This is a genomic window from Shinella zoogloeoides (genome assembly GCF_022682305.1).
In the GTDB taxonomy this organism is placed as follows: domain Bacteria; phylum Pseudomonadota; class Alphaproteobacteria; order Rhizobiales; family Rhizobiaceae; genus Shinella; species Shinella zoogloeoides_B.
Map to the genome: position 1 here is coordinate 3478122 of NZ_CP093528.1, position 12016 is coordinate 3490137.

Here is a 12016-nt window from a genome sequence, read left to right on the forward strand (position 1 = left end):
CCGATTGCGGCAACGGATAGTCCGTTTCGCGGCGATGATCCGCCCGCCCCGCATCACGAGTCCGGCAGTTGGTCGGTGCGCGACGGATCGGAGCGGATGAGGTCGATCTCGTGGATCGTGCGCATCACCGTGAAGCGGGCCGTCAGCGTCGTCAGGACCGCGATGACCAGAATGGTCGCGGCAATGCCGAGATAACCCGTCAGCCCCATGGAGAAGGTGCCGAAAAGGGCCGTCGCCTGATCGCTCTGTGGCGTCGCGATGGAGCGGCCCTGCCAGAATCCGGCGACAGCGAAGAACAATGTCGCCAGAAGTCCTCCGGCGACGGAACCCTTGAGGCTGATCTTGAGGAAGTGCTTCTGGAACTCGGAGGCGACGAAACTTGCCTCCGCCCCGACGAAATGCAGCACCTCGACGATATGCCGGTTGCCCGAAAGCGCGCCCCGCGTCGCAAAAATGACCGTCAGCACCATGGCCGAGAAGACCAGCACCAGAACGCCGGTGCCGATGAGCGCCGTGGTGCGCGCCATGGCGACGAGCCGGTCGACCCAGGTGCGATGGTCATCGAGGAAGGCCGTCGGGATCTTCTCGGCGAGCGCCGCGCGCATGCCGACGAAATCCGGCGGACTCTGCTCGTCGATGGTGACGATGACGAGACGCGGCACCGGCAGCTCGTCGATATCCAGCCCCTCGCCGAGCCAGGGTTCCAGCAGGCGCGCCGTCGCGGCCTTGTCGACGATCGTGCCGTCACGGGTGCCGGCGAAGGTGAGCGCGAGATCGCGCGCATTCTTCAGCGCCTGTTCCATGTCGAGATTGTCGTCCGGCTTGATCTGGATGGTGATCTCGCGGGAAATCTGGCTCTGCCAGCTTGCCGCCGTCGCCCGCACCATGCTGACCGCGCCGAAGGTGAGGCAGGCGAGGAAGGCCATGATGGCAATGACGAGCATCAGCGCGTTGCCGGAGACATTGGCCTGCGGCACGATAGGCGCGGTGGGCCGCACGCGCATTTCCGGCCGGCGGGCCGCGCCTTGGGGTTCTGCGGTCTCGCGGGGCGCGTCAGTCATAGATGTCGAGCCGCCCCTGCGAGAGGATCATGCGCCGCGCCTCCACCTGGTCCATCAGCGACAGGTCGTGCGTGGCGATCACCACGGCGGTGCCGAGCCGGTTGAGTTCGAGGAAGAGGCTGAGCAGCCGCCGCGCCATCGGCGGATCGACGTTGCCGGTCGGCTCGTCCGCCAGCAGCATTTCCGGCCGGTCGATGAGGGCGCGCGCAATCGCCGCGCGCTGCTTCTCCCCGCCGGACAGCACCGGCGGCAGCACGTTGATCCGCTCGCCGAGACCGACCCATTTCAAAAGCTCCAGCACATCGGCGCGGTAGCTCGATTCCTCCTTGCCGCGCACGCGGAGCGGCAGGGCGACGTTCTCATAGGTCGTCAGGTGATCGAGCAGGCGGAAATCCTGGAAGACGATGCCGATGCGCCGGCGCAGCATGGGCAGCTCGTCGCGCGGGATGGTCGAGATTTCCCGATCGAAGGTGCGGATGATGCCGCGCGTCGGCTGAAGCGACAGGAACAGGAGGCGCAGCAGCGTCGTCTTGCCGGCGCCGGACGGCCCCGTGAGGAACTGGAAGGAACGGCGCGGAATATCGAAGGTGAGGTCGCGGAGAATCTCCGGCCCCATCCCGTAGCGCAATCCGACATTCTCGAAGTGAATCAATGGCCAACCCGGTTCTGGACGTCGTTACCCTAGAGCAGTTCCGGCAAAAGTGCGAAACGGTTTTGCGCACGGAACCGCGTAAAAAAGCACCCCTGCGACATCGCTCGCACAGGAAAGCGGCTCTTTCACGGTCAGGTTTCCGAAGCATTAACCAGTATGGTTTACGTTTCGTAAGGATTTCATTCAATGCCCGACTTTTCGCCCCTGATTTGCGAGAGCGGGCGAAAAGGAGGTGGCGATGAACGCCTTCAGAGCGAGACAGCAGGCAAAGGGCCGGGTCGATCTGCTCCCGCCGGAGCCGAAGGCCCCCGCGCAAAAGCACGCCCGCGCCCATCCGGCCCGCCTCGAAGTGGTCGATGCCGATTTCGTGGTGATTCGCGGCGGCGCCGCCCGCACCTCCAACGACAACCGCCGCCCGACCCGCACCGCACAGCAGGCGCGTCCGCTTTCCGAGCATGTGCTGTTCCGGCTGCTCGCCGTCTGCGCCCGCCTTTTCGAGGCGGGCCTGCAGCTTCTGCCGCGCCGCGCCTTCGCCGGCCTCGTCACCGCCGCCTTCCTCTTCGTTTTCGCCTATATGGGCGGGCTTTCGGCGCTGAAGGCCGCGCTTCCGGCGGCGGAGCCGGACGCTCCCCTTGAGGTCGCGGATATCAGCACCACGATCGATGATCGGAACGGCATGAAGGTGCTGTCCGTCTACGGCCGCATCGACAATGTCAGCGGCGGGGAGCAGCTTCTTCCACCGCTCGAAATCCGGGTCGAGGGCGCGGGCAGGACGCTTCAGCGCCAGATGGCGCTCGATGCCGCGACAATCCCGCCCGGCGGCAGCGAGCATTTCTCGCTGCGCATTCCGCACAGCGGCGGAAAAGTGCCGAAAGTCTCGGTTTCCTTTGCCGGCGAGGGTGCACCGACGGACTGACTGTGCTAATCGGCTGCTTTAGCGCCATCCAAGGAGCCGCCTCGCGATGCAGATTGTCCGCGGAAAGAAGATCGAAACGCTTTACGATGCCGGGCAGATCGCCAAGCGCAACGAAGAGCTTGCAAGCCAGATCGCCGCCGGCCCGACGAACGATCTCCTCGTCATCGCCGTCCTCAAGGGCTCCTTCATCTTCGCCGCCGACCTGACCCGCGCGCTGCACGCCGCCGGCCTTGCGCCGGAAGTCGAATTCATCACCCTTTCGAGCTACGGCACCGGCACGGTCTCGCAGGGCGTGAAGGTCATCAAGGATATCGACAGCGACGTCCACGGCCGCGATATCCTCCTCATCGACGACATCCTCGAATCCGGCCGCACGCTCAGCTATGCCAAGGAACTGATGTACGAGCGCGGTGCGCGCAACGTCACCATCGCCGTGCTGCTCGACAAGCGCGAGAAGCGCAAGACCGATCTGGAGGCCGATTATGTCGGCTTCGAATGCCCCGACCATTTCGTCGTCGGCTATGGCATGGACGTCGCCTATGCCTTCCGCGAATTGCCCTTCGTCGGCGTCGTGACGGGTGACGCGGAGTAACCGGGTTCCAAAATCCCCTATCGGCCGTTTACCGATCGACAAGGAAAGTCTGGTCTTTTCAGGGCCAGACGAACCGGAAGGGGAAGCCATGGCGAAGATCCTGATCACCGAAGACGAGGATTCGCTGCGTATCTTCGTCGCGCGCGCCTTGCGGCTGGACGGCCATGAAACCGTCGAGGCCCCCGATGGCGCGGCCGGGCTGGACGCCCTGACGGAAGGCGGGTTCGATCTCCTGCTCTCCGATATCCGCATGCCCGTGATGGACGGCATCGAGCTTGCCCACAAGGCCGCCGCCGCCCATCCGGCGCTGAAGATCCTGCTGATGACGGGCTATGCCGAGCAGCGCGAGCGCGCCGACGACCTTGCCTCCAAGATCGTCGACGTCGTCAGCAAGCCCTTCAGCCTGCCGGATATCCGCCGCGCCGTGGCGCAGGCGCTGGCCGCCTGATACGCCGGGGCATCCCCGACGCGCATTTTCGCTGTAAGCGACCCTATCGAATCCCGAGCAGCCGCTCGAGATATTCCCGTTCGAGGCCGGGCGTGGCGCCCGCGCCGAGCTTGCGGCGAATCTCCTCCAGAATGTCGCGCGCCCGCTGGATGTCGAACTCTTCCGGAATGGCCTCCGGCCCGCCGGTATCGGGTCCCTGGTTCCTGCCGGCCCGGGTCTCGCGGCCGAGCGGATCGCGCCCCTCGCGGCCGGCCTGCGGCATGCCCTGCCCCGGCCCCTGACCCATGGCCTGCATCTGGTTCATCATGCTCTGCGCGCCCTGACGCAGCGCTTCCAGCGCGCGTCCCTGGCTGCCGACGGCCGATTCGCCCTCACCTTCGCCCAGCGCCTGCGAAGCGCCCTTCATCTCGCGCCCCGCCTTGCCGAAGCCTTCGCCGGGATCGAGCCCCATGCCCTTCAGCGCCCCGTTCAGCTCGCCGAGCTGCTTGCCGAGCGCATCCTGCTGGGCCTGAAGCTTCTTCAGCGCGTCGCGGAGCTGCTCGGCCGTCATCTGGTCCGTCGGCTGCCGGTCGCCGCCATTGTCGCCCGGCTGCCGCTCGGCCTGTTCACCGTCCTCGCCCGGCATGGGATCGCCGCTCTCCTGACGGTCGCGTAGCGCCTGATCGAGCTGGAACGTCTGCTCCATCAACTGCTGCTGCTGCTGCACGAGCGCTCCGAGCTTGTCCATCTGCTCGCGCATGGCGTCGTTCTGCTGGCCCTGCCCCTGCTGCGGCCGGCCGGCCTGCAGGTTGTTCATCATGCGCTGCAAGTCGGAAAGCATCTGCTGCGCCTGATCTCGCGCACCCGAGCGCGCCAGATTCTCGATCTGGTCCATCATGCGCTGCAAATCCTGCTGGCGCAGAACACGGCCCTGTTGCTGGGCGCTCTGCTGCTGGCCGTTCTTGGCGGCCTGTCGGGCAAGCTCTTCCATATAGGCCTGCATCGCCTCGCGCAGCTCCTTCATGAGCTTGGCCACCTCCTCGTCGGAGGCATTGCGCACGAGCGCCTCGGAAAGTGCCTTCTGCGCCTCGCGCAACCGCCGGTCGGCGAGCGAGAGATTGCCGTCCTCGATGCCGAGCGCAATCTCCCAGAGATAATCCGCCGTCTCGCGCATCTCGTCGTCCGTGCGGGCGAGCCGCATGCGGGCATTGGCCGATTGCAGCAGCAGGTAATGCGTCAGGTTGGGGATCGTCTCTTCCGGCCGGATCGTCAGCGCCTCGTTGAGCACGATGGCCTGGGGAAGCTGGTTGGCGTCGAGCGCGAAGACCTGCCGCTCCTCGGCGACGGCAGCGGCGAGCGGTTCGAAGAACGTCTTCGCCGGTAACACCATCTCCACCGGCTGGCTGCGCCCTTCCTGCCCGGCGGCATCCCTGGCGACCAGCGTGATCTTCACGCGCTTGCCGGAAAGCGGGTGTTCGGAAAGGTTGCGGCTCGTCGTGCCCTTGGCCTCGCGCGCGGCGCGGCGCGGCAAGTCGAGCCGGTATTCGGGCAACGGATAGAGCGGCCGGGCATCCTTTGGCTGATCGACCGGCACGATTTCCGCATGCGCCTCCTGCAGCCCGTAATCGTCCTTCGCGATGAAGCCGATTTCCAGCGCCCCGGTCACCGTCGCCTTCGGAACGCCGTCGAAGGCGATTTCCGGAACGCGTTCAGGAATGACGGAGAAGGCCCATGTCCGGCCGTCGACCGTCAGCGTGCCGTCCTTCAGGATCTTGTATTGCATGGTCCGAACGCCGTCGGCCGCCACCTTCGCGCCGGCCTTGCCGTCCTTCGGCTTTTCCGCGCCGGGGCGGATGGCGGTCACAGTATCCTCGCCCGCCACCTGATAGCTCACCTGCTCGTCGCCGCTGCCGCCGGTCACGCGCACCGTCAGTTCGCTGAACTGGGGAACGCGGATTTCCTCCCGGGCAACCTCCGCCGGCTGACCCTGCCCGTTGCCGGTCAGGAAAACGGGGGCTTTCGACGTATGCGCCGGAGGGGTCACCCAGGCGTCGATGCGCACATCGGGCGCTGCCTCTGCGGGCGCGCGGAAGGAGACGACATCGGCAAGCAGGCCGCCATGGTTGGAATAGGAAAAGGCAAAGGCGATGACCGCCAGAAGCACCGGCACGGCGCGCAGGCCATGGCGGTCGTGCCGGGCGATATCCGGCTCGGGCGTGCCGGTGCGCAGGGCGCCGATCATCCGCGCCATGCGGGCCTGATGTTCGCGCCACAGCGCCTCGGCAAAGGCGTCAGCCCCCGCCGGCCGGTCATCCTGCACGCGGATCGCCTGATGGGCGAGCGCGTTGCGCGCCTCCAGCATACGGTCGGCGTCGTCAATGGAGGGCCGCGCGATACCGCGCAGGCGCAGGAGAAGGGCAATGAGGCCGAGCGCGGCGGCAAGAAGCGTCGCCACATGCAGCCAGAAGGGCGCATGGCGGAAATAGCCGAACCAGACGAGCGCCAGAAAGCCGGCGGCAAGCAGCAGGACCGGCAGCAGAAGCGGGATGAGCGCTTCCGCATAGAGGATGGCGCGGGCGGCGAGGCGCTTTCCCGCAAGCCGGCGCGTCAGCGGATTGCCGGTCGCCCCCGTCCTGCCTTGCCCTTCACTCACCATCGTTCACGATTCTCCGCGCTGGTCGTTACCGCCAGAGAATACCATTCTTTGTGGCGAAGACGAGGGCGCGCGCAAAAACGTGAATGCGCGCCCACAAGTGGTTTCCCTCAGGCCAGCCAGTCGGGAAGGGAGTCGAGACTGATCAGGTCGTCGTAGGACAGCCGCGGGCGGATGACGTGGAAAGCATCGCCGTTGACGAGCACTTCGGGCACAAGGAGGCGGCTGTTGTAGGTGCCGGCCTGCACCGCGCCATAGGCTCCGGCGGAGCCGACGGCGATGAGGTCGCCGGGCCTGGGCTGCGCCATCTCGCGATCCTGCGCAAGGTAATCGCCGGTCTCGCAGACCGGACCGACGACGTCGGCGCGGATGCGCGGGGCGTTGGCCGCCGAGATGACGACCGGCTGGATTTCGTGCCAGGCCTCATAGAGCGTCGGGCGGATGAGATCGTTCATCGCGGCATCGACGATGACGAAGGTCTTCTCGCCGCCGTCCTTCACATAGAGGACTTCGGTGACGAGGATGCCGGCATTGCCGACGATCAGCCGGCCCGGCTCGGTGACGATCTTGCAGTTCAGGCCCTTGAGCTGGTTCTTGACGATCTCGGCATAGGCGTCCGGCAGCGGCGGCGGTGTATTGTCCGTCTTGTAGGGAATGCCGAGGCCCCCGCCGACATCGACGTGATCGATGGTGTGGCCGTCGGCGCGCAGCGTCTCGACGAGTTCGCGCAAGAGCCGGAAGGCATCGTCGAAGGGCTGCAGCTCGGTGATCTGGCTGCCGATATGCATGTCGATACCGGTGACCTGGATGCCCGGCAGGCTCGCGGCGCGGGCATAGACGGCGCGTGCGCGCTCCCAGGAAATGCCGAACTTGTTTTCCTTCTTGCCCGTCGAGATCTTCGCATGGGTGCGGGCGTCGACGTCGGGATTGATGCGGAAGGAGACGTGGGCGACCTTGCCGGCCTTCACCGCCCGGGCGTTCAGAACCTCGAGTTCCGGCTCGGATTCCACGTTGAAGCAGTAGATGCCGGCTTCCAGCGCAAGGTCCATCTCCCGCGGCGTCTTGCCGACGCCGGAGAACATGATGCGCGAGGCGGGAACGCCGGCGGCCAGCGCCCGGCGCAGCTCCCCTTCGGAGACCACGTCGATGCCCGCGCCGAGCCGGGCGAGCGTCTTCAGCACCGCTTGGTTGGAATTCGCCTTCATGGCGTAGCAGACCAGCGCATCGACGCCCTCGAAGGCCTTGGAGAACACCTTGTAGTGGCGTTCCAGCGTGGCCGTCGAATAGACATAGAAGGGCGTGCCGACCGCCTTGGCGATTTCCGGAACCGGCACGTCCTCCGCATGAAGAATGCCGTCGCGATGCTCGAAATGGTTCACGGGTTACCGTCCGTTAGAGAAGCGGGTCGAGGATGAAGCGCTTTTCTTCGATCTGCTCGACCTTCTTGCCGTTGATGGTCTTGTAGACCGGCTGGGGGCCCGGTCGCTCAAGATCGCCCTTGCGTCCGCAGGCAGTCAGAACCGCTGCGGAAAGGCAGAGCACGAGAGCCAGCCTGCCGGTATCGATGCGTGTCATGAAGCGTTCCCTGGAAATGCCGGTGTCGGGGGTGGCACCATCCTTAGCGAATTCGCCCGCCCTTGTGCACCCTTAATCTCTATGGTGGGGCCTGAAAGCGTCGCGGTCAGTTCCGCTGACGCCACCAGGCGATCTGCCGGCGGACCTCCGACGGCGCGGTGCCGCCATAGCTCCTGCGGCTGGCGACGGAGGCTTCCACCGTCAGCACGTTAAAGATATCGGCGGTGATCGCGGCATGGATCGCCTGCAGCTCTTCCAGCGACAGTTCCGCAAGGTCGCAGCCCTTGCTTTCGGCAAGCGCCACGGCGCGGCCGGTGACATGGTGGGCGTCGCGGAACGGCAGGCCTGCCTCGCGCACCAGCCAGTCGGCAAGGTCCGTCGCAGTGGAATAGCCCGAACCCGCCGCCGCCTTCATCCGATCCACGCGGATCGTCATGTCGCGCACCATGCCGGTCATCGCGGCGATGGCCAACTCCAGGCTCTCGGCCGCGTCGAAGACCTGTTCCTTGTCTTCCTGCATGTCCTTGGAATAGGCGAGCGGCAGGCCCTTCATGACCGTCAGCAGCGCGATCAGCGAGCCGTTGATGCGGCCGGTCTTGGCCCGCACCAGTTCGGCGGCATCGGGATTCTTCTTCTGCGGCATGATGGACGAGCCGGTCGAAAACGCATCCGACAGGCGGATGAAACCGAACTGCGGCGTCGACCAGATGACGATCTCTTCCGCAAGGCGCGAGAGGTGAACGGAGGCGATGGCGGCGATGGAGAGGAACTCCAGCGCGAAGTCACGGTCCGAGACCGTGTCGATGGAGTTGCGGGTCGGCTCGCGGAAGCCGAGGGCCTTCGCCGTCATGTGCCGGTCGATGTTGTAGCCGGTGCCAGCGAGCGCGGCCGCACCGATCGGGCTTTCGTCGAGATGTTCGATGGCGTGGCGCACGCGCTGGCGGTCGCGGCCGAACATTTCCACATAGGCCATGCAATGGTGGCCGAAGGTCACCGGCTGGGCCGTCTGGAGGTGGGTGAAGCCGGGCATGACGGTCTCGGCATGCTCTTCCGCGCGGTCGAGGAAGGCGGATATCAACGCCGTCAGCATCTTCTCGGTCTTCTCGAGCTCTTCCTTGACCCAGAGGCGGAAGTCGAGCGCCACCTGGTCGTTGCGCGAGCGGGCGGTGTGCAGGCGTCCGGCGGCGGGGCCGATCAACGTCGCCAGCCGCGCCTCGACATTCATGTGAATGTCTTCCAGCTTGCGGGAAAACTCGAACGTGCCGGCTTCGATCTCTGACAGGATCGTGTCGAGACCGTGAACGATCTTTTCCTTATCGTCGGCGGAAATGATGCCCTGATGGGCAAGCATTTCCGCATGCGCCTTTGAGCCGCGGATGTCCTGGGCGTAAAGCTTCTTGTCGAAGCCGATGGAGGCATTTATCTCCTCCATGATCGCATCCGGTCCCGAGGCGAAGCGGCCGCCCCACATCTGGTTCGAGGATTTCGTCTCGGAAGTGCCGTCTGCCATGGGTGCCTGCCTGGAAAAGAGTCCTGGAGAATGAAATGTCAGTGAAGAAGAAACTCGGCCTGCCCGCAGGAAAGCTCATCGCCATCGCCGGGCTTGCCGGACTTCTCGCCGGTGGTGCTGCGATATACGTGAAGGAAAGCCTGTCTGGCAATGGCGCCGTCGCCTCCGCCGATCCCGCCGCCTGCGCGCTTGCCGCCGAAAGGGCCGCCGCGATCACGCCCTTCTCCAAGGGTGAGGTCGCCGCCATGCGCACCGTCGACGAACACCGCCCCCTCCCCGACCTTGCCTTCAACGGGCCGGACGGCAAGGCGCGGACCATCGCCGACTTCTCGGGCAAGACGCTGCTGGTCAATCTCTGGGCGACCTGGTGCGTGCCCTGCCGCGAGGAGATGCCTGCGCTCAACGCGCTCCAGAAGACCCTCGGCAGCGACAGGTTCGAGGTGGTTGCGATCAACATCGACACCGGCGACGACGAGAAGCCGAAGGCCTTCCTCGACGAGACCGGCGTACACGACCTCGCCTTCTACCGCGACGCCTCGATGGGCGTCTTCAACACGTTGAAGAAGGAGGGCCTCGCCTTCGGCCTGCCCGTCACGCTGCTGATGGACGAGAAGGGTTGCCTGATCTCCGCCATGAACGGCCCCGCCGCCTGGGACAGCGAGGACGCCAAGGCGCTGATCAACGCCGCGCTGGCGGCGCCGAAGATCTGAGGAATCATGCCGCCGCGTAGACACGCGGCCGGCGGATATCGATGAAACCCGCCTCACCCTTGGTATGCGGGAATTCCGGCGCGGTGTCGAACTCCACCGGCTGGCCGCTGCCGGTCAGCGCCAGCACGCGGCGCGAATCCGGCCGGTCGATGACGCGCACGATCTTCGCCGCGATGCCCTGCCCGTCCTCACGCCAGGTGACATCCGCCGGGCGGAAGAGGATCTGCCCGCCGCCATCGGCGACGCCATCGGCCTCGAAGGCGACGTCGTCGACATAGGCCCTGCCGCCGCGGATATCCGCATCGAGCCGGTTGGCGTCGCCCAGAAAGTTCATCACGAAGGCATCGGCCGGGTTGCGGCACACGGCTTCGGGCGTACCCTCCTGCACGATCCGGCCCTTATTGAGGATGACGACGCGGTCGGCAAGGTCCAGCGCCTCTTCCTGGTCATGCGTGACGAAAAGCGTGGTAATGCCGAGCTCGTCGTGAATCTTGCGCAACCAGCGGCGCAGGTCGCGCCGCACATTGGCGTCGAGCGCGCCGAACGGCTCGTCGAGCAGCAGCACGCGCGGATCGACGGCAAGCGCCCGGGCGAGCGCCACACGCTGGCGCTGACCGCCGGAAATCTGGCCGGGGAAGCGATCCTTGAGGCCGCCGAGCTGCACGAGGTCGAGCAGTTCCTCGACCCGCTCGGCAATCGCCTGCGGGGTGCGCTTGATCCGGGAGACCTTCATGCCGAAGGCGATGTTCTCGCCCACCGTCATATGCGGGAAGAGCGCGTAGTGCTGGAAGACGAAGCCGACGCCGCGCTCGCGCACGGGAATGTCGGTCGCGTTCTCCTCGCCGAAATAGATCGCACCGGCATCGGCATATTCGAGGCCGGCGACCATGCGCAGGATCGTCGTCTTTCCGGAGCCGGACGGGCCGAGCAGCGCGACCAGTTCCCCGCTCTCGATATCGAGCGAGACGCCGTGCACGGCGCGGAAGGTCTCGAACTCCTTGACCACATTGGTAAGACGGATCTTCACGGCTTGACCTCCGAAGTGATGCTGTCGGCCCCCGCAAGGGCGGTCGGGCGCTGCACGCGCCCCGCGCCCCGCCGCTCCAGCGCCACTTTGGCGACGAGCGTGACGATGGCGAGACCCGCGAGAATGGATGCGGCGGCAAAGGAGCCGGCCGCGTTGTAATCGTGATAGAGCAGCTCGATATGGAGCGGCAGCGTATTCGTCTGGCCGCGAATATTGCCGGAAACGACCGAAACCGCGCCGAACTCGCCCATCACGCGCGAATTGCACAGCACGACGCCGTAGAGCAGCGCCCATTTGATGTTCGGCAGCGTGACCGAGAAGAAGGTGCGCCAGCCGCTCGCCCCGAGCGAGGTCGCCGCCTCTTCCAGGTCGCGGCCCTGCGCCTGCATCAGCGGGATCAGTTCACGCGCGACGAAGGGCGCGGTCACGAACATGCTGGCGAGCACGATGCCCGGCAGGGCGAAGAGAATCTTGATCCCGGCCGCCTCGAGGGCGGGTCCGAACAGCCCCTGCAGGCCGAAGACGAAGAGATAGGAAACGCCCGCGACGATGGGCGAGACGGAGAAGGGCAACTCGATGATGACGGTGAGCAGCCGCTTGCCCGGAAAATCGTGTTTGGTGATCGCCCAGGCCGCCGCAACGCCGAAGGCGGTGTTGATCGGCACGGCGATGAGCGCCGTGATCACCGTCAGCAGGATGGCGTGGCGCGTATCGGGATCGGCGATGGACGCTCCGAAATAGGCGATGCCGCGCGAAAAGGCCTCGACGGCGATGATGGCAAGCGGCGCGACGATCATCAGCCCGACGAGCAGCAGCACGATGGCGAGCAGCGAGCGGCGGAAGAGCGGATTGTCGCCGACGCGCGGCGGCTTGCCTTTTCCATGATGCGCCAT

General features: G+C 65.9%; 12 protein-coding genes. 4 read left to right on the forward strand and 8 right to left on the reverse strand.

Translation table 11 applies throughout. The features are described 5' to 3' along the window. Positions 1–53 precede the first annotated feature (53 nt). Entirely contained in the window at positions 54–1061 is a 1008-nt protein-coding gene (locus MOE34_RS17280; RefSeq protein ID WP_242218743.1) for a cell division protein FtsX, read from the reverse strand. Continuing rightward, positions 1054–1713, reverse strand: a complete 660-nt coding sequence (ftsE, locus tag MOE34_RS17285; RefSeq protein WP_160787412.1) for a cell division ATP-binding protein FtsE — start codon at positions 1711–1713, stop codon at positions 1054–1056. The genes MOE34_RS17280 and ftsE overlap by 8 nt, the downstream gene beginning before the upstream one ends. Before the next feature lie 238 nt (positions 1714–1951). Here ftsE and MOE34_RS17290 point away from each other — a divergent pair, with 238 nt between their 5' ends. From MOE34_RS17290 to MOE34_RS17300, 3 genes are all read left to right on the forward strand, one after another. Then, the gene (locus MOE34_RS17290) at positions 1952–2629 is read left to right on the forward strand and encodes a hypothetical protein (protein WP_242218746.1); all 678 of its coding nucleotides are present in this window, start codon (positions 1952–1954) and stop codon (positions 2627–2629) included. A gap of 46 nt (positions 2630–2675) precedes the next feature. After that, positions 2676–3221, forward strand: a complete 546-nt coding sequence (gene hpt, locus MOE34_RS17295) for a hypoxanthine phosphoribosyltransferase (protein WP_242218748.1) — start codon at positions 2676–2678, stop codon at positions 3219–3221. Between the two features lie 88 nt (positions 3222–3309). Further along, positions 3310–3669 (forward strand): response regulator, encoded by a 360-nt coding sequence (locus tag MOE34_RS17300; protein ID WP_160787415.1) that lies wholly within the window; start codon positions 3310–3312, stop codon positions 3667–3669. A 43-nt stretch (positions 3670–3712) separates the two neighbouring features. Here the strand turns inward: MOE34_RS17300 and MOE34_RS17305 are convergent, their stop codons facing one another. The 4 genes from MOE34_RS17305 to argH all read right to left on the reverse strand — a co-directional run bounded on the left by MOE34_RS17305 (position 3713) and on the right by argH (position 9386). After that, complete coding sequence (locus tag MOE34_RS17305; RefSeq protein WP_242218750.1) at positions 3713–6304, reverse strand: TIGR02302 family protein; 2592 nt, start codon at positions 6302–6304, stop codon at positions 3713–3715. A gap of 107 nt (positions 6305–6411) precedes the next feature. After that, on the reverse strand, positions 6412–7680 hold the full coding sequence (gene lysA, locus MOE34_RS17310) for a diaminopimelate decarboxylase (protein WP_242218751.1): 1269 nt from the start codon (positions 7678–7680) through the stop codon (positions 6412–6414). A 13-nt stretch (positions 7681–7693) separates the two neighbouring features. Beyond that, a complete protein-coding gene (lptM, locus tag MOE34_RS17315) occupies positions 7694–7876 on the reverse strand; it encodes an LPS translocon maturation chaperone LptM (protein ID WP_160787418.1) in 183 nt (60 codons plus the stop codon). Positions 7877–7982: 106 nt separating this feature from the next. After that, positions 7983–9386, reverse strand: a complete 1404-nt coding sequence (argH, locus tag MOE34_RS17320) for an argininosuccinate lyase (protein WP_242218753.1) — start codon at positions 9384–9386, stop codon at positions 7983–7985. Positions 9387–9421: 35 nt separating this feature from the next. Between argH and tlpA the strand changes: the two genes are divergently transcribed. After that, the gene (gene tlpA / locus MOE34_RS17325) at positions 9422–10096 is read left to right on the forward strand and encodes a thiol:disulfide interchange protein TlpA (protein WP_242218755.1); all 675 of its coding nucleotides are present in this window, start codon (positions 9422–9424) and stop codon (positions 10094–10096) included. A 4-nt stretch (positions 10097–10100) separates the two neighbouring features. On the opposite strand, the gene MOE34_RS17330 is transcribed toward tlpA, so the two are convergent. Both MOE34_RS17330 and cysW read right to left on the reverse strand, forming a co-directional pair. Beyond that, the gene (locus MOE34_RS17330; RefSeq protein ID WP_242218756.1) at positions 10101–11123 is read right to left on the reverse strand and encodes a sulfate/molybdate ABC transporter ATP-binding protein; all 1023 of its coding nucleotides are present in this window, start codon (positions 11121–11123) and stop codon (positions 10101–10103) included. After that, positions 11120–12016, reverse strand: coding sequence for a sulfate ABC transporter permease subunit CysW (gene cysW, locus MOE34_RS17335; protein ID WP_242218757.1), 897 nt, complete (start codon positions 12014–12016; stop codon positions 11120–11122). The genes MOE34_RS17330 and cysW overlap by 4 nt, the downstream gene beginning before the upstream one ends.

What these genes read in the sequence shown, in the direction of transcription:
- argH (WP_242218753.1), bottom strand. Translation starts at nt 9,386, where the DNA reads ATGGCAGACGGCACTTCCGAGACGAAATCCTCGAACCAGATGTGGGGC.
- MOE34_RS17305 (WP_242218750.1), bottom strand. Translation starts at nt 6,304, where the DNA reads ATGGTGAGTGAAGGGCAAGGCAGGACGGGGGCGACCGGCAATCCGCTG.
- tlpA (WP_242218755.1), top strand. Translation starts at nt 9,422, where the DNA reads ATGTCAGTGAAGAAGAAACTCGGCCTGCCCGCAGGAAAGCTCATCGCC.
- cysW (WP_242218757.1), bottom strand. Translation starts at nt 12,016, where the DNA reads ATGGCGCATCATGGAAAAGGCAAGCCGCCGCGCGTCGGCGACAATCCG.
- hpt (WP_242218748.1), top strand. Translation starts at nt 2,676, where the DNA reads ATGCAGATTGTCCGCGGAAAGAAGATCGAAACGCTTTACGATGCCGGG.
- MOE34_RS17280 (WP_242218743.1), bottom strand. Translation starts at nt 1,061, where the DNA reads ATGACTGACGCGCCCCGCGAGACCGCAGAACCCCAAGGCGCGGCCCGC.
- MOE34_RS17300 (WP_160787415.1), top strand. Translation starts at nt 3,310, where the DNA reads ATGGCGAAGATCCTGATCACCGAAGACGAGGATTCGCTGCGTATCTTC.
- MOE34_RS17290 (WP_242218746.1), top strand. Translation starts at nt 1,952, where the DNA reads ATGAACGCCTTCAGAGCGAGACAGCAGGCAAAGGGCCGGGTCGATCTG.
- lptM (WP_160787418.1), bottom strand. Translation starts at nt 7,876, where the DNA reads ATGACACGCATCGATACCGGCAGGCTGGCTCTCGTGCTCTGCCTTTCC.